The organism is Mycobacterium ulcerans subsp. shinshuense (assembly GCF_002355775.1).
Lineage (GTDB): Bacteria > Actinomycetota > Actinomycetes > Mycobacteriales > Mycobacteriaceae > Mycobacterium > Mycobacterium marinum.
This window is the reverse complement of record NZ_AP017624.1, coordinates 4,484,718-4,506,307: the sequence shown is the minus strand read 5'-3', so window position 1 is coordinate 4,506,307 and position 21,590 is coordinate 4,484,718. Positions and strand designations below refer to the sequence as shown.

The 21,590-nt window shown below is 67.5% G+C and carries 18 protein-coding genes and 1 pseudogene; 10 read left to right on the top strand and 9 right to left on the bottom strand.

Going from position 1 to position 21,590, the window contains the following annotated elements; genetic code table 11:
• Positions 1 to 259: 259 nt before the first annotated feature.
• Positions 260 to 712 carry a MarR family winged helix-turn-helix transcriptional regulator gene (locus tag SHTP_RS20115; protein ID WP_231991657.1) on the top strand — a complete coding sequence of 151 codons (453 nt, stop codon included), beginning with the start codon at positions 260 to 262 and terminating at the stop codon, positions 710 to 712.
• Between the two features lie 54 nt (positions 713 to 766).
• On the opposite strand, the gene dapD is transcribed toward SHTP_RS20115, so the two are convergent.
• On the bottom strand, positions 767 to 1,711 hold the full coding sequence (gene dapD, locus SHTP_RS20110; RefSeq protein WP_020788272.1) for a 2,3,4,5-tetrahydropyridine-2,6-dicarboxylate N-succinyltransferase: 945 nt from the start codon (positions 1,709 to 1,711) through the stop codon (positions 767 to 769).
• 122 nt (positions 1,712 to 1,833) lie between these two features.
• On the opposite strand from dapD, the gene dapE reads away from it, so the two are divergent.
• Positions 1,834 to 2,898 carry a succinyl-diaminopimelate desuccinylase gene (dapE, locus tag SHTP_RS20105; RefSeq protein ID WP_011739199.1) on the top strand — a complete coding sequence of 355 codons (1,065 nt, stop codon included), beginning with the start codon at positions 1,834 to 1,836 and terminating at the stop codon, positions 2,896 to 2,898.
• Between the two features lie 27 nt (positions 2,899 to 2,925).
• On the opposite strand, the gene SHTP_RS20100 is transcribed toward dapE, so the two are convergent.
• Positions 2,926 to 5,070, bottom strand: a complete 2,145-nt coding sequence (locus tag SHTP_RS20100; RefSeq protein ID WP_096371580.1) for an AAA family ATPase — start codon at positions 5,068 to 5,070, stop codon at positions 2,926 to 2,928.
• Between the two features lie 87 nt (positions 5,071 to 5,157).
• Here SHTP_RS20100 and SHTP_RS20095 point away from each other — a divergent pair, with 87 nt between their 5' ends.
• The 7 genes from SHTP_RS20095 to SHTP_RS20065 all read left to right on the top strand — a co-directional run bounded on the left by SHTP_RS20095 (position 5,158) and on the right by SHTP_RS20065 (position 10,845).
• Positions 5,158 to 5,721, top strand: a complete 564-nt coding sequence (locus SHTP_RS20095) for a cytokinin riboside 5'-monophosphate phosphoribohydrolase (RefSeq protein WP_011739201.1) — start codon at positions 5,158 to 5,160, stop codon at positions 5,719 to 5,721.
• A gap of 70 nt (positions 5,722 to 5,791) precedes the next feature.
• Complete coding sequence (gene fadD6, locus SHTP_RS20090; protein WP_096371579.1) at positions 5,792 to 7,573, top strand: long-chain-acyl-CoA synthetase FadD6; 1,782 nt, start codon at positions 5,792 to 5,794, stop codon at positions 7,571 to 7,573.
• A gap of 140 nt (positions 7,574 to 7,713) precedes the next feature.
• On the top strand, positions 7,714 to 8,538 hold the full coding sequence (folP, locus tag SHTP_RS20085) for a dihydropteroate synthase (protein ID WP_231991524.1): 825 nt from the start codon (positions 7,714 to 7,716) through the stop codon (positions 8,536 to 8,538).
• The gene (locus SHTP_RS20080; protein WP_096371577.1) at positions 8,535 to 9,518 is read left to right on the top strand and encodes a glucosyl-3-phosphoglycerate synthase; all 984 of its coding nucleotides are present in this window, start codon (positions 8,535 to 8,537) and stop codon (positions 9,516 to 9,518) included. Before folP ends, SHTP_RS20080 begins: the two co-directional genes overlap by 4 nt.
• Positions 9,519 to 9,566: 48 nt before the next feature.
• Positions 9,567 to 9,938, top strand: coding sequence for a DivIVA domain-containing protein (locus SHTP_RS20075; RefSeq protein WP_096371576.1), 372 nt, complete (start codon positions 9,567 to 9,569; stop codon positions 9,936 to 9,938).
• Positions 9,935 to 10,513 (top strand): DNA-3-methyladenine glycosylase I, encoded by a 579-nt coding sequence (locus SHTP_RS20070; RefSeq protein WP_096371575.1) that lies wholly within the window; start codon positions 9,935 to 9,937, stop codon positions 10,511 to 10,513. Before SHTP_RS20075 ends, SHTP_RS20070 begins: the two co-directional genes overlap by 4 nt.
• 164 nt (positions 10,514 to 10,677) lie before the next feature.
• Positions 10,678 to 10,845: a DUF3117 domain-containing protein gene (locus tag SHTP_RS20065; RefSeq protein WP_003406247.1), complete on the top strand. Its 168-nt coding sequence runs from the start codon at positions 10,678 to 10,680 to the stop codon at positions 10,843 to 10,845.
• A gap of 22 nt (positions 10,846 to 10,867) precedes the next feature.
• Here SHTP_RS20065 and glgA read toward each other — a convergent pair.
• Positions 10,868 to 12,056 (bottom strand): annotated as a pseudogene (gene glgA / locus SHTP_RS20060) (glycogen synthase).
• A gap of 209 nt (positions 12,057 to 12,265) precedes the next feature.
• On the opposite strand from glgA, the gene glgC reads away from it, so the two are divergent.
• Positions 12,266 to 13,480, top strand: a complete 1,215-nt coding sequence (gene glgC, locus SHTP_RS20055; RefSeq protein WP_096371574.1) for a glucose-1-phosphate adenylyltransferase — start codon at positions 12,266 to 12,268, stop codon at positions 13,478 to 13,480.
• Between the two features lie 91 nt (positions 13,481 to 13,571).
• On the opposite strand, the gene SHTP_RS20050 is transcribed toward glgC, so the two are convergent.
• The 6 genes from SHTP_RS20050 to SHTP_RS20025 form a co-directional block, all read right to left on the bottom strand.
• Entirely contained in the window at positions 13,572 to 15,284 is a 1,713-nt protein-coding gene (locus SHTP_RS20050) for a PE family protein (protein WP_096371573.1), read from the bottom strand.
• A gap of 244 nt (positions 15,285 to 15,528) precedes the next feature.
• Complete coding sequence (locus SHTP_RS20045) at positions 15,529 to 17,340, bottom strand: PE family protein (RefSeq protein ID WP_096371572.1); 1,812 nt, start codon at positions 17,338 to 17,340, stop codon at positions 15,529 to 15,531.
• Between the two features lie 212 nt (positions 17,341 to 17,552).
• Entirely contained in the window at positions 17,553 to 18,227 is a 675-nt protein-coding gene (locus SHTP_RS20040) for a methyltransferase family protein (protein WP_096371571.1), read from the bottom strand.
• Between the two features lie 28 nt (positions 18,228 to 18,255).
• The gene (locus tag SHTP_RS20035) at positions 18,256 to 19,899 is read right to left on the bottom strand and encodes an ABC transporter permease (protein ID WP_096371570.1); all 1,644 of its coding nucleotides are present in this window, start codon (positions 19,897 to 19,899) and stop codon (positions 18,256 to 18,258) included.
• A complete protein-coding gene (locus SHTP_RS20030; RefSeq protein ID WP_096371569.1) occupies positions 19,896 to 20,843 on the bottom strand; it encodes an ABC transporter ATP-binding protein in 948 nt (315 codons plus the stop codon). The genes SHTP_RS20035 and SHTP_RS20030 overlap by 4 nt, the downstream gene beginning before the upstream one ends.
• Positions 20,833 to 21,471, bottom strand: a complete 639-nt coding sequence (locus SHTP_RS20025) for a TetR/AcrR family transcriptional regulator (protein WP_036456181.1) — start codon at positions 21,469 to 21,471, stop codon at positions 20,833 to 20,835. Before SHTP_RS20025 ends, SHTP_RS20030 begins: the two co-directional genes overlap by 11 nt.
• Positions 21,472 to 21,590: the final 119 nt, after the last annotated feature.

Below are 21,590 nucleotides of genomic sequence, written 5' to 3'. Positions count from 1 at the left end.
GGTGCGAATCTTTGACATTTCACTTTCCTTTCTGGGTGGCAGGGGCTTCCCGAACAAAGCTCGCGCTGTCGATGCTGAAGAACTCGGGCTTGTTGACATGGGTGGCCGGGAGAGCCGGTCGTTGCATGCCAGGTTGTGGAATCCTCACCATCTAACTGTCATCTATGATTGACAATTTGAAGCCTAGTGCCAATCGGCTAGATTGTCAACCATGGCTGACAGAAATGGCTACCGGTCGCCGCAAACACCGCTCGGCCAGGTGCTGCGGATTGCGTGGTGGAGCTACGTTCATCGGGTTGACACCGACATGGAGGCCGCGGGTTTCGAGCGGCGGCGCTTCTCCATGAACTATGTGTTCGCCCTTTATGCGCTGCCGGGACCTATGACGATATCGCAGATGGGCAGGCAGTTCGGCGTCAGCCGCCAGGCGGCCAGCAAGCTCGTCGCCGAGCTGCGCGATCGCGGCTACGTGCAGACCGCCCCGTCGCCGACGGATCAGCGTGAGAAGGTCGTGGAGCTGACGCCAAAGGCGATGGAGTACTTGGCCGCGCGTCAGCGTGCGGCTGCCGCACTCGACCGGGCGATCCAACAGCGTGTCGGTGCCGACGGAGTCGAGCAGTTGCACCAGATCCTCGACGCCGTCGGTGAAGCTGCCCGCGGGGCGGTGGAATTCGATCCCGCCAACCTCTATCGCGAGCCGGACCTGTGGTGATGGTGCGCAACCGCGCACCGCAACGGCATGCGCCTACCGGCCCATGCGGCCCCACTAATTGGCGTGCAGAACCTCGTTGAGTGCGATGCCCTGACCGTCGCGGGCCACCACCTCGACCGCGCCCGTCACCGAGTTGCGGCGGAACAGCAGGTTGCTGCTGCCGGACAGTTCGCGTGCCCTGACGGTGATGCCATCGGGTGTGGTGACCTTGGTGCCGGCCGTGACGTACAAGCCGGCTTCCACCACACAGTCGTCGCCCAGGGAGATGCCCAGCCCGGCGTTGGCGCCGAGCAGGCAGCGCTTGCCCATGGAAATGATTTGGGTCCCCCCACCGGAGAGCGTGCCCATGATCGAGGCCCCACCGCCGATATCGGAGCCGTCGCCGACCACCACGCCCGCGGAGATTCGGCCCTCGACCATGGAGGCGCCCAGGGTTCCGGCGTTGTAGTTGACGAAACCCTCATGCATCACGGTGGTGCCCGGCGCCAGGTGGGCGCCCAGTCGCACCCGGTCGGCATCGGCGATGCGCACGCCGCTCGGCATCACGTAGTCGACCATCCGGGGAAACTTGTCGACGCCGTAGACCGTCACCGCTCCGTGGCGGCGCAACCGTGCCCGCACTGCCTCGAAACCTTCGATTGCGCATGGTCCGCGATTAGTCCACACGACATTGGTCAATACGCCGAACAAGCCGCCGGCGTTCAGCCCGTGCGGCGCCACCAGACGATGCGACAACAGGTGCAGGCGAAGGTAGGCGTCGTACGCGTCGGCGGCGACATCGTCTAGCGAGCCGATGACGGTCCGGACCGCCACCACCTCGGTGCCGCGGTCGTCGTCGCCGCCTACCAATGCGGCCAGCTCCGCGGGAACGTCGGACAACGCCAGGCGTGATGTCGCGCTGGTACCTGACTCGGTCAACTCCGGCGCGGGAAACCAGGTGTCCAGGATCGATCCGTCGGAAGCCAGGGTTGCCAGTCCGATGCCTGCTGCTCCAGTCACGCCTCGACACGCTACTAGATGTGCTGACGCCCGCGAGCAGACGCGGAGTCGCACGCCGGCGCGGCCGCCGCGTGCAACTCTGCGTCTGCTCGGCGCGACGGCGGACCCACTAGGCTTGGTTCGTGCTGGACTTGCGCGGGGACCCGATCGACCTGACCGCTGCACTGATCGACATCCCCAGCGAATCTCGGGATGAGGCGCGCATCGCCGATGAGGTAGAGGCGGCGTTGCGTGCGCAGACATCGGGCTTCGAGATCATCCGCAACGGCAACGCGGTGCTTGCCCGGACCCGGCTGAACCGGCCCTCGCGGGTGCTGCTGGCCGGACATTTGGACACCGTGCCGGTGGCCGACAACTTGCCCAGCCGTCGCGCCGACGGGCAGCTGCACGGCTGTGGCGCGGCCGATATGAAGTCCGGTGACGCGGTGTTTCTGCATCTGGCGGCCACGGTGGCCGAACCGGTGCACGACCTGACGCTGGTGTTCTACGACTGTGAGGAAATCGAGGCGGCGGCAAACGGTTTGGGGCGCATCGAGCGGGAGCTCCCGGAGTGGCTGTCCGCAGATGTCGCCATCCTGGGAGAGCCCACGTCGGGCTACATAGAAGCCGGTTGCCAGGGCACGTTACGAGTGGTCATCAGCGCGACCGGGACCCGCGCGCACTCGGCGCGTTCTTGGTTGGGGGACAACGCAATCCACAAGCTCAGTGCCGTGCTGGACCGGCTGGCGCGCTACCCGGCGCGCAGCGTCGACATCGACGGTTGCACATACCGAGAGGGTTTGTCGGCGGTACGCGTGGACGGTGGCGTGGCGGGCAACGTGATTCCGGACGCGGCTTCGGTAACGGTCAACTATCGCTTTGCCCCCGACCGGTCGGTTCCGGCCGCCCTGCAGCACGTGCGTGAGGTATTCGACGGGCTCGACGTGCAGATCGAGCAGACCGACGCGGCGGCGGGCGCGCTGCCGGGTCTGGCGCAACCCGCCGCCAAAGCACTGGTTGAGGCTGCCGGTGGGCAGGTCCGAGCGAAATACGGCTGGACGGATGTGTCCCGCTTCGCGGCTCTGGGCATCCCCGCGGTCAATTACGGCCCCGGGGACCCCAATCTGGCGCATTGCCGCGACGAGCGAGTGCCGGTCGCCACGATCACCACTGTGGCGGACACGTTGCGCCGCTACCTGAGCACCTAGCCCATCGAAGCCGCGTCCACCGTGCCGCTATCGGCCGCCGGCACGCTCGGCCTGCGCGGCGGCGTCGGCCGCCGCGGCGTGCATGCCGATCGCGGCCAACTCATCGGCCACCGACGCCAGCGCCCCAGCGTCGTTGTCGGCCAGCGCGCGGGCATGCCGAACAACGATATTGCCTACCTTGCAATCGATCTCGGCGGCCAGCCTGGTTACCGGAGCTAGCGCGCGAGTGTCGCCAAGCCGGACCGCGTCATGCCACACGCACAACGCCACCGCCGACTGCTTGCCCCGCTCAGCTGCCCTTGCCGCCTCGCGAGTATCGAACAGGGCACCGGCTTGGTCCCGGACGGTCGCCTTGGCCCAGGCGCGGGCCAGGCTCAGCTCGGGGGCAAACAATGCAGACTTCGTTCCGTGCCGAGTTTCAGCTCGCCGCAACGCTTTCGCTGTCTCGGCGATGTTGCCTTGCTGGGCGATGGCCGTCGCCAACAACATCAGCGACAGCGGGCCCCAGGAATAGCCGGTGCGTTCGAGTTCGGCCGCGGCGGGCTCGAGCATCGCAGCCGCAGCGCCGAATTCCCCCTTGACGATCAGCACGTGCGCGAGCAACACCTCGCCGATGGCGCGGCCCGGTTGTTGCAGCTCGGCGAAGTCGGTGAATCGCTGGGCCAGCTCCTGCGCCTGGGCCACCTCGCCCGCCATCAGCAGTGTGGTGATCTGGGCCAGTCCCACGGTGAACCGCAGCAAACCGGGATGTTCGGCCTCCGAAGCTCGTTGCGCCAGCTGCGGGACGTCGGCGAAGCGGCCCATCCGGGCCGAGGCCAATGCGGCGGCGCTGGCCGCCCAGGCGATCGCTGTGTCGTCGGCCGAAGGTTCGGCGAGCACCTCGGTGGCCAGCGTGATGGCCCGCGGCACGTTTCCGGAGTTCATGGCAAAGGTTGCCGTCAATGCATCGAGGGTGGTGCGCGCGGTCAGATCGGTGACTCGGTTGCGCGTCGTTTGCAGGAAGGCGGTGGCCCGCTCCGGCTCGCCGAGCATCCAGAACTGATTCGCCGCCTGCGGCACCGCCCAGGCCATCAGCTCCGCCTCGCTCAGCTGGCCGGGGTCCACGGCGGTGAGTACCTGGCCGGCCTCTCGGCCGCGGCCACGCCAGGCCAGCGCCTGGCCCAGCACCAGTCGGGCCTGAAGTCCCCCCGAACGATCCAGCGCGGCCTGGGCCAACCGCTCGGCCAGTGTCAGATCGCCGAGCCGTAAGGCCTGCTCGGCGGACTCGACGACGTCATCCACCGGCTGCAAAGCGTCGGTGTCCAAAGCCAGCGACGCCAGCCGGAGCCGATCGCTGAGGTGCTCGTTGGGGTGCTGAGACAGCAGGGTCACCAATTCGGTGCGGCGTTGTCGCGCACCGTCGTCGCCCAAAGCGACGCGAGCTCGTTTGGCGAACAAAGGATGTGCTGTGTAGACCACCGCAGGCTCGTCGGGTTCTCCGCGCACGCGGGTTTCCGCCGCGCCCAACTCCACTGCCTGCTGCACCGCCCCCTCTCCGGCCAGCACGGTGAGATCGGCCAGCGACAACGGCTCCTCGACGGTGAGATAGTCCAGCACCGCTCGGGCCGGCGCGGGCAGCTCGGCGATGAACTCGTCGACATCGGCGGGCTCGGATTGCTTGGTCTGGCCGTCCGGCGGTGCGACATCGATCCGATCCAGCAGGTTGTCGGTCCACAGGGCCGCGATGGCTTCGGGCGCGACCTCGGCGCGGGCGGTGACGATCATCCGGGCCGCGCCGGCCAGCGCCAGCTGGTACACCAGCGTGGCCGACAGGATGTCCAGATCGTGGGCATCGTCGACGATGAGAAGGAGCTCGCCCTGGCGCACCTTGCGGCCCAACGACGCTCGGGCCGCTCGCAACAACGCGGCCGGCTTGCCCAGCTCGGCGATCTCCACCAAGTGGCTGAAGGCGCCTAACGGGACCGTGCGTTCGGTCGGGGTTCCGGTGACCCAGCGGATGACGGTGGCCGGGTGCCGTTGGGCGAAGTGCTCGGCGGCCAATCGCGCCAGGGTGGATTTTCCGACGCCGTCAGGTCCGAGGATGACGGCGCCGGGGCGCGCCAGGCCGGTCAACGCAACGTCCAACTGCTCCAAGGCTGCCGCGTGTTGGGGGACGTTCCATCGAATTGGCATTGCCCGGAGTTTATGGCGTCAAGGGTGCGCGTGGCGATAGGGCCCAAAGTTGTCCGGGGTGGGGGACGCTGGTCTACGTTTCGGTATGTGACCGCGAAAAGCGACGAACCCGGCCGTTGGACAGTGGCGGTGTACTGTGCAGCCGCGCCGACACATCCTGAGTTGTTGGAGCTCGCCGCCGCCGTCGGTGCGGCGATCGCCGCCCGGGGCTGGACGTTGGTGTGGGGCGGGGGCCACGTTTCGGCGATGGGGGCGGTCTCCTCGGCGGCGCGGGCGCACGGCGGCTGGACGGTCGGAGTGATTCCCAAGATGCTGGTGCATCGCGAGTTGGCTGACCATGACGCCGACGAGTTGGTCGTCACCGAAACAATGTGGGAGCGCAAGCAGGTCATGGAGGACCGCGCAAACGCGTTCATCACCCTGCCGGGCGGCGTCGGGACCCTCGACGAGCTGTTGGACGTGTGGACCGAGGGATACCTGGGCATGCACGACAAGAGCATCGTCGTGCTGGATCCCTGGGGCCACTTCGATGGGCTGCGCGCCTGGTTGTCCGAATTGGCCGATACCGGCTACGTCTCGCGGACAGCGATGGAGCGGTTGATCGTGGTGGATAACCTCGATGACGCGTTGCAGGCGTGCGCACCCGGCTGAGGCCTATTGACGACCATTCGCTCCCGATTAGGCTGGCCGCCGAACTCTGAGAACGAATCGCGGGATCAGGTTGTCCGATCGCCAAAGTCATGTCCGCACGCGAGTCAAGCTCACCGACGTCGCTGCGCGGGTGCCCGGTCTACTGATCGACGCGCCGTCGATCATGCGGGGGGCGGTGACCGGCCTGTTGCCCCGGCCCAAGTCCAAGGCGTCGATCGGCACCGTGTTCCAGGACCGGGCCGCTCGCTTCGGGGACCGGGTTTTCTTGAAGTTCGGCGACCAACAGATGACCTACGGCGAAGCCAACGCGACCGCCAACCGCTATGCGGCGGTGCTGGCCGCGCGTGGCGTCGGCCCCGGCGACGTCGTGGGAATCATGCTGCGCAACTCGCCCAACACGGTGGTGGCGATGCTGGCTGTCGTCAAGTGTGGCGCTATCGCCGGCATGCTCAACTACCACCAGCGCGGCGAGGTGCTGGCGCACAGTCTGGGACTGCTCGATGCCAAGGTGCTGGTGGCGGAGTCCGATCTGGTCAGCGCCGTCAGCGAAAGCGGTGGCGCGGCCGGTGAGGTGGTCACCATCGAAGACCTGGAGCGCTTCGCCGCGACCGCCCCGGCCAACAACCCGGCGTCGGCGTCGGCCGTGCAGGCTCAGGACACGGCGTTTTACATCTTCACGTCGGGCACCACCGGATTCCCCAAAGCCAGTGTGATGACCCACCACCGGTGGCTTCGGGCCCTGGCGGTCTTCGGTGGGCTGGGACTACGGCTGAAGAGCTCCGACACGCTCTACAGCGGTCTGCCGCTGTATCACAACAACGCGTTCACGGTGGCGGTGTCCTCGGTGATCAATTCCGGGGCGACGTTGGCGCTGGGCAAGTCGTTCTCGGCGTCGCGCTTCTGGGACGAGGTGATCGCCAGCAACGCCACCGCCTTCATCTACATCGGCGAGGTCTGCCGCTACCTACTCAACCAGCCGACCAAACCGACCGATCGCAAGCACAAGGTGCGGGTGATCGCCGGCAACGGGTTGCGGCCCGAGATCTGGGGTGAGTTCACCAAACGGTTCGACATTGACCGGGTGTGTGAGTTCTATGCCGCCAGCGAGGGCAACTCGGCCTTGATCAACATCTTCAACGTGCCCAAAAGCACCGGGATCTCGCCGATGCCGCTGGCCTACGTGGCCTACGACCCGGACACCGGCGCCCCGCTGCGCGACGAGTCCGGTCGGGTCCGTCGGGTGCCTGCCGGTGAACCCGGACTGTTGCTGAGCCGGGTCAACAGGCTGCAGCCGTTCGAGGGCTACACCGACCCGGCCGCCAGTGAGAAAAAGCTGGTCCGTGATGCCTTCCGGAAGGGAGACTGCTGGTTCAACACCGGTGACGTGATGAGCCCGCAGGGGATGGGGCACGCGGCGTTTGTCGACCGGCTGGGTGACACCTTCCGTTGGAAGGGCGAGAACGTGGCCACCACTCAGGTGGAGGCGGCGCTGGCGTCTGACCCCTCCGTCGAGGAGTGCACGGTCTACGGGGTTGAGGTGCCCAACACCGGAGGTCGCGCCGGGATGGCTGCGGTCAAGCTACGCGACGGCGCCGAGTTCGACGGCCAGTCCCTGGTCCGCGCCGTCTACGATCAGCTGCCCGCCTACGCACTGCCGCTGTTCGTGCGGCTGGTGCAGGCGATGGCGCACACCACGACGTTCAAGAGCCGCAAGGTTGAGCTGCGCGAGCAGGCCTACGGCGCCGACGTCGATGATCCGCTGTACGTATTGGCCGGCCGCAGCGAGGGCTACGTGCCCTATTACGACGCGTATCCCGACGAGGTAGCGGCAGGTAAGCGGCCCCAGGGCTAGCGTGATTCGGCGCGCCGAGGCCGGGCCAGACCGCGGCTAGCCGTGGACGCAGGCTCGATGGCTCTTCGTGCACCAGGCACTATGTAGGCGTGCAGGCAACGCTGTGTGGCCGCCCGGTGGCAGGGGACCGCCCGCTGATCATGGCGATCGTGAACCGCACCCCGGACTCGTTCTATGACAAGGGCGCGACCTTTTCTGACGCGGCCGCTCGCGACGCGGTACATCGAGCGGTCGCCGAAGGCGCCGACGTCATCGACGTCGGAGGTGTCAAGGCCGGGCCCGGCCAGGACGTCGACCCCGACACCGAGATCGGTCGGTTGGTGCCGTTTGTCGAGTGGCTCCGTGACGCCTACCCCGAGCAGGTGATCAGCGTCGACACCTGGCGCTCGGAGGTGGCCCGGCGGGCCTGTGCGGCAGGTGCGGACCTGATCAACGACACCTGGGCCGGGGTTGACCCCGCGATAGTGGAGGTGGCCGCCGAATTCGGTGCGGGCCTGGTATGCGCGCACACCGGGGGAGCGCGACCACGCATGCGTCCCTTCCGGGTGAGTTACGGTACGACTACCCGCGGCGTGGTGGACGACGTGATTCGCGAGGTCACAGCGGCCGCCGAGCGGGCGGTTGCGGCCGGAGTTGCCCGCGACCGCGTGTTGATCGACCCGGCTCACGATTTCGGCAAGAACACCTGGCACGGGTTGCTGCTGTTGCGGCACGTGGCCGATCTTGTTAAGACCGGGTGGCCGGTACTCATGGCGTTGAGCAACAAGGACTTTGTCGGAGAGACTCTGGGCGTGGATCTGACCGAACGGCTCGAGGGAACGCTGGCGGCCACCGCATTGGCGGCGGCCGCCGGTGCGCGCATGTTTCGGGTGCATGAGATCGCAGCGACCCGCCGGGTCCTGGAAATGGTGGCGTCGATCCAGGGGACCCGCCCGCCGACACGCACGGTGAGGGGACTCGCATGACCGCATCGGATCTGGTCACCGGGGACCTCACCAGTGAGGGAGTCCTCATCCCGGCCCGGCCGGGGGACACCTGGTTATGCGACCGCAGCTGGAACCGTCCGCGCTGGAAGATCGACGAATTGGTCGAGGCCAAGGCCGGGCGCTCGATCTCGGTGGTGCTGCCGGCTCTCGATGAGGAAGAAACCATCCAATCGGTGATCGACAGCATCTCACCGCTGGTGGATGGCTTGGTCGACGAACTGATCGTGCTCGATTCCGGCTCTACCGACGACACCGAGATCCGAGCGATTGCCGCCGGGGCTCGAGTGGTGAGCCGCGAACAGGCGTTGCCGGAGGTGCCGCCCCAGCCCGGTAAGGGCGAGGCGCTGTGGCGCTCGTTGGCGGCCACCAGCGGCGACATCGTGGTATTCATCGACTCGGATCTGGTCAACCCCAACCCGATGTTCGTGCCGTGGCTGGTCGGCCCGCTGCTCACCGGCGAGGGGATCCACCTGGTCAAGAGCTTTTACCGACGCCCGCTCAGTGTCGGTGACGCTAGCGGCGCCGCGGGCGCTACCGGCGGCGGGCGCGTCACCGAACTGGCGGCGCGGCCCCTGTTGGCGGCGCTGCGACCCGAGCTGGGCTGTGTATTGCAGCCGCTGAGCGGTGAGTATGCGGCCAGCCGCGAGCTGTTGACGTCGCTGCCCTTCGCTCCGGGATACGGGGTGGAAATCGGCCTGTTGGTCGACACCTTCGACCGGCTGGGGCTGGACGCGATCGCGCAGGTCAACCTGGGTGTGCGGGCGCACCGTAACCGGCCCCTGGCCGAGCTGGGTGTGATGAGTCGCCAGGTCATCGCCACGCTGCTGTCCCGGTGCGGGATCCCCGATTCTGGGGTGGGGTTGACCCAGTTCTTCGCGGAGGGCGACGGCTACACCGAATGCACCTCGCCGGTGTCGCTGGCCGACCGGCCCCCCATGAGTGTGCTCCGCCCCCGGTGAGCCCCGGCCTACGCTGACCTGTCGGTCCGGTAGGGCAAGATCGACGGCGTGGCGTTGGTGTTGCTGTACCTGGTGGTACTTGTCTTGGTGGCGGTCGTGTTGTTCGGCGTGGCAAGCCTGCTGTTCGGGCATGGTGAGCAGCTGCCGCCGCTGCCCAGGGCGACGACCTCGACCGTGCTGCCCGCCTATGGCGTTACTCGCGCCGACGTCGACGCGGTCAAGTTCACCCAGGTGCTGCGCGGCTACAAGACCAGCGAGGTCGACTGGGTGCTGGATCGATTGGGGCGTGAGCTGGAGGAATTACGCGAGCAGCTCGCCGCGGTGCACACCTCGTCGACCAGCGAAAGTCCGGCCGGGCCCGAAGACAGCGACGCGCCGGGCAGCCAACCCGCGGTTTCGAATGGAGCCGATTCCACGTGAACGATGGCCTGCGGCGCTGTGACTGGGCCGAGATTCGTCCGGGACCCGACGCGCAGACCTACCGCGACTATCATGACCAGGAGTGGGGACGCCTGCTATATGGCCAGGTCGCGCTGTTTGAACGGATGAGCCTGGAGGCCTTCCAGAGCGGCCTGTCGTGGTTGATCATCTTGCGCAAGCGGGAGAATTTCCGGCGGGCGTTCTGCGGATTCGACATTGAGAAGGTGGCCGGCTACACCGACGCCGACGTGCAGCGGCTGCTCGCTGACGAGGGGATTGTGCGCAACCGGGCAAAAATTGAGGCCACGATTTCCAACGCGCGCGCCGTGATCGGCCTCGGATCGGAGCAAGACCTGTCGGAGTTGTTGTGGTCGTTCGCGCCCCCGACGCGGCCGCGGCCCGCCACACTGGCTGAAATACCCTCGGCCACTGCCGAATCGAAAGCGATGGCGCGCGAGTTGAAACGCCGCGGGTTCCGGTTTGTGGGCCCCACCACCGCATATGCGCTGATGCAGGCGACCGGAATGGTCGACGATCACCTCCGTGGTTGCTGGGTCCCGCCGATAGTCCGGTGACGCCACAAGTCGGGTCTTGTGCACCTTGTGACCTGGATAGGGAACAATGGGGGGGTGATTTGGCAGTTCAATGTCGGGTATGGCTGGAAATCCATTCATGGGGCATGCTCGGCGCCGGCCAGGTCTGCCACGGCAGGCCAGCTCGAATCTGGAGGGAGCACTCGATGGCGGCGATGAAGCCCCGGACCGGCGACGGTCCTCTGGAGGCAACAAAAGAGGGGCGCGGCATCGTGATGCGGGTACCACTTGAGGGAGGTGGCCGGTTGGTCGTCGAGCTGACACCCGATGAAGCCGCGGCGCTGGGTGACGAGCTCAAGGGTGTGACGAGCTAGCTCAGATCGCGAAAAGTGTGCCCTATCGGCACACTTTTCGATAGATATCCAGCGTCTGCTCGGCAATCTGTGTCCAGGAGAATTCCTCGATACAACGCTGCCGTCCGGCTTGGCCGTAGCGTTCGGCTTTGGCTGGGTCCGCGACCAGTGCATTTACCGCCTGTGCCAGCCTGGATTGATAACCGGCGGGGTCGTCGGCCGCGTAATGCACCAGCGTGCCGGTGATTCCGTCGGCGACCACCTCGGGGATGCCGCCGACATCGGAGGCCACCACCGCGGTCGCGCAGGCCATTACTTCGAGGTTCACGATGCCCAATGGCTCGTATATCGATGCGCAAACAAAACTCGTATATCGATGCGCAAACAAAAACTGTTGCGGCCGAAAGTATTTCGCGAAGCTTCTGCACGGGCAGGATGTCGCGGATCCAGAACACCCCGCTACGAGTGCTGGCCAGTTGAGCCACCGCGGACTGCACTTCATTGGCGATTTCCGGGGTGTCGGGAGCACCCGCGCACAGCACCAACTGGACGTCCGGGCTGAACTGGTGTGCCGCTGCCAGCAAGTGCGGTACGCCCTTTTGCCGGGTGATCCGCCCGACGAACGCCACAATGGGGCGGTTCGGGTCGACCCCGAGTTCGGCGAGCACCGAAGCGGTACCAACCGGTCCGGCCGGAAACCACACTTCGGTGTCGATGCCGTTGCGGACGACATGCACCATCCCTGGATCCAGCCCGGGGTACAGGCGCAGGACGTCATCACGCATTCCGGAGCTGACCGCGATTACCGCGTCGGCGGCCAGGACGGCGGTCTTTTCCACCCAGGACGAGATCTGATAGCCGCCGCCGAGCTGCTCGGTTTTCCAGGGCCGCATCGGTTCGAGCGAGTGGGCGGTCAAGACGTGCGGAATGCCGTAGAGCAGGGCGGCCAGATGCCCCGCCAGGCCGGTGTACCAGGTATGTGAGTGCACCACGCTGGCTGCGTCGGCGGCATTGGCCATCACCAGATCCGCGGACAATGTGGCCAGTGCCGGGTTGGCGTTCGCCAGCCGCGGATCGGGCTGATGGGCCGACGCGTCGGGGCGGGGTGCGCCCATGCAATGCACGTCGACGGTGCACAGGCGCTGTAATCGAGCCACCAGCTCGGTGACATGTACCCCAGCTCCGCCATAGACCTCCGGTGGGTACTCCCGAGTCAACATCGCCACTCGCATACCCGGCACCGTAGTGCGGTGGCCGCACCGCTCGCACCTCGGGCCGACCCGCGGTCGGCGGCTTTGCGGGAAAGAGCGACAAAATGCGCCTAATCGGCTGGATTCATACCCGTCGAAGTGGTCAATTGGCCTGACGGACAGCCGGACAGAACGGGCACAGGCCGGGGATCCGCTGGCAGCGCTTCGCGGGTGCCGTTAGGTTTGAGGCCATGAGGGAAGCACCACACGTGCTTGGCATCGTCTTGGCCGGCGGTGAGGGCAAGCGGCTTTATCCGCTGACTGCCGACCGCGCCAAGCCCGCGGTTCCCTTCGGCGGCGCCTACCGACTGATCGATTTCGTGCTCTCCAACCTGGTCAATGCTCGGTATTTGCGGATCTGTGTTCTCACCCAATACAAGTCGCACTCGCTGGACCGGCACATATCGCAGAACTGGCGGTTGTCGGGTTTGGCCGGTGAATACATCACCCCGGTTCCGGCTCAGCAGCGACTCGGTCCGCGCTGGTACACCGGCTCCGCCGACGCGATCTACCAGTCACTCAATCTGATCTACGACGAAGATCCGGACTACATAGTGGTTTTCGGGGCCGATCACGTTTACCGGATGGATCCCGAACAGATGGTTCGGTTTCACATCGACAGCGGGGCCGGGGTCACGGTGGCCGGTATCCGGGTGCCGCGTGCTGATGCGAGCGCGTTCGGCTGTATCGACGCTGACGATGCGGGGACCATCCGCGATTTCGTGGAGAAGCCGCTGGAGCCGCCCGGCACACCCGACGACCCCACCAGCACGTTCGTCTCGATGGGCAATTATGTCTTCACTACCAAGGTGCTGATCGATGCGATTCGGGCCGACGCCGACGACGACCATTCCGACCACGACATGGGTGGGGACATCATCCCGAGACTGGTCGCCGACGGGATGGCGGCGGTCTACGACTTTTCCAACAACGAAGTACCGGGCGCTACCGACCGCGACCGGGCATATTGGCGTGACGTCGGGACCCTGGACGCTTTCTACGACGCGCATATGGACCTGGTGTCGGTGCATCCGGTGTTCAACCTGTACAACAAGCGCTGGCCGATCCGCGGTGAGTCGGAGAACCTGGCGCCCGCGAAGTTCGTCAACGGCGGCTCTGCGCAGGAGTCGGTGGTGGGTGCGGGCAGCATCATTTCGGCCACCTCGGTACGCAATTCGGTGTTGTCGTCCAACGTTGTGGTCGAGGACGGCGCGATCGTGGAGGGCAGTGTGATCATGCCGGGCGCGCGGGTTGGCCGCGGCGCGGTGGTGCGGCACGCGATCCTGGACAAGAACGTCGTCGTCGGGCCCGGCGAGATGGTCGGCGTGGACTTGGACAAGGACCGGGAAAGGTTCGCGATCAGCGCCGGCGGCGTGGTGGCCGTGGGCAAGGGCGTCTGGATCTAGGTCACCTTTCCCGCGCGAGCAGACACAAAATCGCGCCTTTTCGAACTCAACAGGGCGATTTTGCGTCTGCTCGCGACGCGGATCTGCTGGCTCAGGCCCCCAGCGCCGCGGACAACAACCCATCGGCGCCGCTGTGTCCGTCGGCACCGGGGGGTGCGCCGGTTCCGCCGGCGCCGGCGGAACCGCCATCGCCGATCAACCGGGAGTCGCCACCGCTGCCGGCGTCGCCGCCGGCGCCGTTCTGAACGCCTGATCCACCGAAACCGTCATTGCCGCCAGCACCGCCGGCCCCGCCGTCTCCGTAAAGCCAGCCGCCGTTGCCGCCGTCGCCGCCGTCGCCGCCGCGGCTGCCGCTGCCAAGCAGTAAGCCGCCATTGCCGGCGGCGCCGCCAGCTCCGCCCATGCCGCCATTTCCGCCTTGGCCGCCCGTTTGGTCGCCGTAGCCGCTGTCGCCACCGTGGCCGCCCATGCCGCCATTGCCGCCGTTGCCGCCAATGCCGATGAGCCCGGCGTTGCCGCCACCGGCACCGATGCCGCCGGTGCCGCCGGCCCCGCCGGGTCTTCCGACCGCGACATTGTCGGCTCCCGTCCCGCCGGCGAAACCGGCTCCGCCCTGGCCTCCGGTCCCGCCGTTGCCAATCAGCCAGCCCCCGTTGCCGACGGTGCCGCCATTGCCGCCGTCGCCGCCATCTCCGCCGACTCCTGTTGAGGGGAGACCGTTGCCGCCGCCGCCCATGCCGCCCAGCCCGCCGTTGCCGCCGTTGCCGAACAGCAACCCGCCGTTGCCGGCAGCGCCGCCGTTGCCACCGGTGCCGCCGTGGCCGCCGTCAAGAATCACCGGATGCTGGCCGTCGGCGAAGGGGGCGTTGCCGTCGAGTCCGGTGCCACCCGTACCGCCCTGTCCGCCGGCGCCTCCGGAGCCCCATAGCCCGGTGCCGCCCCCGGCGCCACCGCGTCCTCCGTCACCGCCGGGCAGGCCCCGTCCGCCGTCACCCCCGGCGCCACCGTCACCGCCGTCGCCGTGCAGCCACCCGCCGCGGCCTCCGTCGCCGCCGGCCCCGGCCACACCTCCGTCGCCGTAGTAGTTGAGTCCTCCGTCGCCGCCGACACCGCCTGCCCCGCCGTTGCCGAACAATCCGGCGGCCCCGCCGATCCCACCGGCCCCGCCTGCCCCACCGCCCCCACCGATGCCCGGTGTCGCGCCGCCGGCTCCACCGGCCCCGCCATTGCCGAAGAGCCACCCGCCGGCCCCGCCGTTGCCGCCGACGGCGCCGGCCCCGCCGCCGCCACCGGCTCCGCCGTTGCCGATCAGTCCCGCGGACCCGCCGGCGCCGCCGGCCACGCCCGCGGTGGTGCCGGTGCCGCCGTTACCGCCGTTGCCGTAGAGCAATCCGCCATCCCCGCCGGCTTGTCCGGGGGCCCCGTCGGCACCGTTGCCGATCAGCGGGCGCCCCAGCAACGCCTGGGCGGGGGCACGGATCGCCGTCAGCATGTCTTGCGCCGCCGCCTGCAACGGCGAGACGTTCGCCGCCTCGGCGGCCGCGTAGGCGCCCCCCGCGCCGGTCAACGCTTGCACGAACTGGTTATGAAACGCCCCCACCTGAACGCTGAGCCCCTGATAGGCCTGCGCATGAGCGGTGAACAGCGACGCCATCGCGGCCGATATCTCGTCGGCACCGGCGGCCAGCACCGCGGTAGTGGGAGCCGCAGCCGCGGCGTTGGCAGCGCCGATCGCTGCGCCGATACCGTCCAAGTCTGTTGCTGCCGCCGCCAAAATCTCTGGCGCGGTTACCAAAAACGACATTGCTGACCGGCCCCCCTGGGTCGTGGTCGAACCTTCGGTGAAAACGGTGAAAACGGTGAAAACAACGTATCCCGACCTGGTCCCACCCGCTGCTGGTTCACCCGGACTTCGTCGATTCCCCGGCTTCCGGCGTGCCGGCAAAGTTCCCGCTGCCCGGCGGCTCACCACCGCGAGCAGACACAAAATCGCATTGGCCGTGGCGAAAATGGGCGATTTTGTGTCTGCTCGCCGAGGGAACTGGTGGCTAGGTCCCCATAGAACCGGGTTGGCCGAACAACAGCCCTGCTGCGCCACCCTGCCCGCCATCGCCGTCGGTACTGCCCACGCCGCCGTTGCCACCGTTTCCGCCGTTGCCACCGTTGCCGATGATTCGGGCGTTGCCGCCGTCGCCCCCGTCGCCGCCGACTCCTGACTTGCCGTCGAATCCGACGGGGCTACCACCGTGCCCTCCGTCGCCTCCTTGCCCGCCTGCGCCGCCGCCGCCGTTGCCGTATAGCCAGCCACCGTCGGTGCCGTTGCCGCCCAGGCCGCCGGCGCCCCCGGCAGCGCCGTCTCCGCCGATGTTGGCGCCGGCACAGTCACCGCCGTTTCCGCCGGTGCCGCCACCGCCACCCTGCCCGCCGGCTCCGCCGGCGCCGAACAACAGCCCGGACTTCCCGGCGGAACCTCCGGTGCCGCCGGCACCGGCGTCGCCGCCAATGCTGCCGGGCACAGAAAGGGCGGAGTTGCCGCCGTGGCCGCCGTCGCCGCCGGAGCCAGCGTTCCCACCAGCCCCTCCGTTGCCAAAGAGCATCGCCGCACTCCCCCCGGCGCCGCCATTACCTGCGACACCAGCATTGCCGCCCTGGCCGCCTATGGGGTTGCCGCTGCCATTGCCCCCGCCGAAGCCGGCGCCGCCGTGTCCACCGGTACCGCCATCGCCGAACAGCAGCCCTGCGCTACCGGCGGCGCCGCCGTTGCCGCCATCGCCTCCGTGGCCGCCGTCGGCGCCGTTGATACCGCGACCGCCGCCACCGCCGGTGCCGCCGTGGCCACCGTCACCGCCGTTGCCGATCAGCAACCCGCCACTGCCGCCGGTGCCGCCATTGCCTGCGTTGCCGGCATTGCCGCCGCCGATCGGGCCGGCAACGCCATCCAGACCGATGCCACCGGTGCCGCCGTTTCCGCCGACGCCACCGGTACCCCACACACCGGCGCCGCCGCCGGCCCCTCCGTCGCCGCCACTGGCACCTTGTAATCCGATCCCGCCGGTTCCGCCGGTGCCACCGACACCGCCGTTGCCGTACAGCCATCCACCGCGACCGCCGTCACCGCCACCCGCGCCGGCCCCTCCGTCGCCGGCCAGGTTGAGCGCACCAAAGCCGCCGTTGCCGCCGGCCCCGCCGGTTCCCCAGAGGCCCGCACTGCCACCGACGCCGCCCGCCCCACCGGCCCCTCCGGCCAGAGTCGCGGTGCCGCCATTGCCACCGGCGCCACCTTGGCCGTAGAGCCAGCCGCCGGCCCCGCCGTTGCCGCCGAGGGCGCCGGCCCCGCCGCCACCGCCGGCACCACCGTTGCCGATCAACCCGGCCGCCCCGCCGTCCCCGCCGGCGAAGCCGGCGGTGGTGCTGGTGCCGCCGTTGCCGCCGTTGCCGTAGAGCAGGCCGCCATCCCCGCCGGCTTGTCCGAGGGCCCCGTCAGCGCCGTTGCCGATCAGCGGGCGCCCTAACAACGTCTGGGTGGGCGTATTGATCACCGCAAGCAGCTCCTGTGCCGCGGTCTGCAATGGCGAGGCGTTGGCCGCTTCGGCGGCCGCATACGCGCTTCCCGATCCGGTCAAGGCCTGGATGAACTGGGAATGAAAAGCCCCGGCCTGGGCACCCAGCCATTGGTAGGCCTGCGCGTGCCCGGTGAATAGCGCCGCGACCGCCGCGGATATCTCGTCGGCCCCGGCCGCCAGCACCGCAGTGGTCGGCGCCGCTGCCGCCGCATTGGCCGCGGTGATCGTCGAACCGATGTTGTCTAGATCCAACGCGGCCGAGGCCAACATCTCGGGCACCGCCACCAGGTACGACATCGTTGACCTCCACCGAACGGTCCGCAACGGACCAGCTACGAGCAACAACGTAGCGCGACCCGCAACGGTGGTCTGGTGATTCCGCCAGACTCATATCCGCTGCGCCGGGTGTGGGTGGGTGCTTCGTCAACGTCGTTGCGTGCTGGGGGAGGGGTGTGCCCGTTAGGCGCTGTCGGCAGGCAAGCGGCTTTCCTGGCGCTGATCCCAGTTCGCTACCACACCCGCGGCAGTAATCGATACCGCACCTGTTGCATGTAGTCGCGATACCCGTCCAGTTGGTCAACCAGTGCGCTCTCCTCGTCGAGGATGCGAAAGGCCAGAACCAGCACGCTCGGCGGGACAATCACCAGACCCCAGTAGGAACCCAGTGCCAGGGGTATGCCCAGCATCAGGATCACATTCCCGACATACATTGGGTGTCGCACCAGGCTGTAGAGGCCGGTGGATACCACCTTTTGATCGGATTCGACGGTGATGGTCGCCGCCGCATAGCCGTTCTGGATGACCACCAGCATCGCGATCCCTAGCCCGGTCGGGATCAGCAGGTCGCCGATCAGGCACACCGCCGTCGGGACCGACGACCAGCCGAATCGATGGTCGAGCGCTCTGAGCGCCACCATCGCGAACAGCGCAACAAATGCCGCCGTGATGATGACCTTTTGGATACCTCGACTTTCCGCTCGAGGTCCGGCGTGCATACGTCGCTGCAGCGCAGCGGGATTCGTTCGTCCCAAGTAGATGCTGGGTACCAACGTTGCGACGGCGAAGACTGCCATGAAGACCCAGGCCTGCCAATAGTCGAATGTGCCGGCCGGGATGAACACGATGAGGCCGAACGCGACCAGGCTGACGATTGATGACAGCGCCACTCGAACAACGGTTTTCATCTTGCTCCCAGTCAGGTCGGCCGTTATTTCAGCAACCTAGATCGCGCCGCCGCAAAGCCAGGGCGCCCAGCAAGATCAGCGTGATATCGATGGCCAGCAGCCACAGCAGCGGTACGGCGGTGAAATCACGGCCGATTCGCGGAAGGTGGGCGAACGGCTCCAGGTCGAGCAGCCACTGTGGAACTCCCGCGAGTGAACCAAGTAGGTACAGTGCGACGAATCCGATCAGCACGCCCCACACGACCGGCGTGAATCGTGGAGCCAGACCGAATAGCCCAACGGCTACCGCCGCCAGCAGCCACACGGCGGGAGGCTGTACCGCAGCGGCGCCGACAACGGTCGCTAGTTTGGCGCCGACATCGCCTGCCGCGATGCCATAGGCGATTCCGGCGACCAAACCGGAGAGCACGGTGGCCACGGCCGACCCGGCCAGTGCCATCACCAGATGGCTTGATAGCCAACGAGTCCGGGAAACCGATCCGGCCAGCAGCGGCTCGGCGCGCTGGCCGGTCTCTTCCTGATGCAAGCGCAGGGTCAGCGAAATGGTAAATGCGGCGGCAACCATGCCGACGAGGGTGAAGGCCAGCGTGACGAAGGCTTCCTCGAGCGCAGCGGTGCCACCCATCCGGGTGACGATCTCACGCACCGCGGTGTTGTCGCCCAGTTGATCGCCGATTCCGTGCACCACGCTGCCCATCACCAGGCCGTACAGGCACAGCCCGATGGTCCACAGCAGCAGTGCGCCGCGGTCGAGCCGCCAGGCCAGCCCGAACGTGTTGCTCAGCATGGGCGCGGCGGCTCCGGCGCCGGCGCGCTCGGCGATGAGCCCGGCGCCGACGTCGCGGCCGGCGCGCAGCCGATAGGCCAGCACGGTCAGCGCCGCCGTTGTCGCCAAGGGCAACAGCAACACCCACCACCGCTCACCTGCATAGGGTCTGACCAGCAGGGACCACCCCAGCGGGGAGAACCAGGACAGCGCGCCGGAACCGGCATCACCGATCGCCCGCAAGGTGAATGCGGTGCCCAGCACGGCGAACGCGGCACTGCGGCAGGACCGGGCACTTGGCGACAGCTGTGCGCAAACCGCGGCAACGGAGGTGAAGACCAGCCCGGAGGCGGCCAGGGCGGCACCGAACGCCAGTGACCCGGCCGCGGGCACGTCGGTGGTGAGTAGGCCCGCCGCGCCGATCGCACCGGTGGCGACCGACGCGCCGAACGACAGCAGCAGTGCGGCAGTGAGATTCGCATACCGGCCCACCGCGGTGGACTCGACCAGTTCGGCACGGCCGGTTTCTTCGTCGGCTCGGGTGTGACGAATCATCGTGAGGATGACGGCCACCGCGATCAGGGTGTGGAACATCCCGGCTTTCCAGACCCCGACGGCACCGAGGCTGTCGTTGTAGACGGGGCCGTAGAGCGCGCGCTGGGCGGGGCTGGCCATGATGGCGGCCGCGGCGACGGCGCGGGCCGCCTGGTCGGGGTAGACCGCTTGAATACTGCCGACGTAGACCGTGGCCAGCGGCACCGACAGCAGCATCACCCACAGCGGCAACCCAACTCGGTCGCGGCGCAGGTACAGGCGCAATAGCCGGAGCGTCCCGGCGAGCCCCGATGCGCGTTGCGGTTCGCGATGTGCGGGCCGGCTTGGCCGGTCCAGGACCGTGGTGCTCATCGCGCTGCGACTCCGGTGCCGCTGCGGTGTTGGGCCTCGCCATCGGGGCCAACGCTGTAGTGGCGCAGAAACAGCTCTTCCAGAGTCGGTGGCTGGCTGACGAGACTGCGTACGCCGGCTTCGCCCAGTACCCGCACCAGCTCGCCCAGGCTCTCGCTGTCGACCTGGACATGTAGCGTGTTGCCGTCGACGGTGACGTCTTCGACTCCTTGGATCCTGGTGAGATCTCCTGGATCGCCGATCATTTCAGCCTTGATCGAGGTGCGGCTGAGGTGGCGCATGGAGGCCAGCGAACCGCTCTCCACGGTTCTTCCGGCCCGGATGATGGTTATCCGCTCACACAGCGCCTCGGTTTCGGCCAGGATGTGGCTGGACAGCAGCACCGTCACCCCCCTGCCGCGCGCTTCGTCGACGCACTGCTGAAACACGTCTTCCATCAATGGGTCCAAGCCGCTGGAGGGTTCGTCCAACAACAGCAGCCGGGCCCGTGAGGAAAAGGCGGAGATCAGCGAAATCTTCTGCCGGTTGCCCTTCGAGTACGTTCGGGACTTCTTGTGCGGGTCCAGGCCGAAGCGCTCGATCAACTCTGCACGACGATCTTGATCGATACCTCCGCGCATCCGGGCGAGCAGATCAATGATCTCGCCGCCGGTCAGCGACGGCCACAGTGTGACATCACCGGGCACGTAGGCGATCTGGCGATGCAGCTCGACTGCGTCGGTCCACGGATTGCCGCCCAACAGGCGCACACTTCCGCTATCCGCCTTCACCAGGCCCAGCAGGATGCGGATGGTCGTCGACTTCCCGGCGCCGTTGGGGCCCAAGAAGCCGTGAACCTCTCCCTCGCGCACCGTCAAGTCCAGTTCATCGAGTGCGCGCAACGAACCGAAGTTCTTGGTTAGACCCCGGTTCTCGATGGGTGTCGAGCCGATGTCAGTGGCCATGAGATTCTCCTTGGTTGTCCTGCGCGAGGAAGGCGTCGTACATGGTGCTGTCGGCCATCAGGCCTTCGGTATAGATCTCGAGCGATGGCAGCAGCATGTCCCGCGCGTAGTCACGCAATACCGCACGCAAATCGGTTGGCGTCTGGTGCATTTGCAGATACAGCAGAAACCCCCCAGCCCCGGTGATGGCCAGAAACTTCGCCCTGGCTTTCGGGTCGCGGCTGGCTTTGATGGTGCCGGCTCGAACGCCCTCCGCAAGGTATTCCTCGGCGTTGTCGATCATCTGCTGCCACAGCATCATGGCCAGCTCGCCGCCGGACTGCATGCTGCGTACCAGGTAGGCCATCAGCGGTGCGTATGACTCGACTTGGGCAAGTTGGCCGAGCCAGGTGGCCGGGTCGTTGGACTGCATCGCCGTCAACTTCTCGCTGCGGATCTCTTCGGCGACGTAGTTGTCACAGGCCTTGCGCAGGCCCTCCTTGGAGCCGAAGTGGTGGATGACCAGCGCCGCGCTCACTCCCGCACCTTCGGCGATGGCGCGCAGGCTGACACCGAAGCCGTGCTGACCGAACTGCTCGATCGCCGCATCCCTGATGCGCGCCGCCGCAGTCAAGTCGACTGAACGCATGTTCAACACACTAAACCTACGTTCAGGGCATCGTCAAGGACTGGCTACCTGGTGGAAATCGCCGGCGTCGCAATAGCCCGAATGCGGCTGGTGAACTTTGATCAAACGCGGCCAAAGCT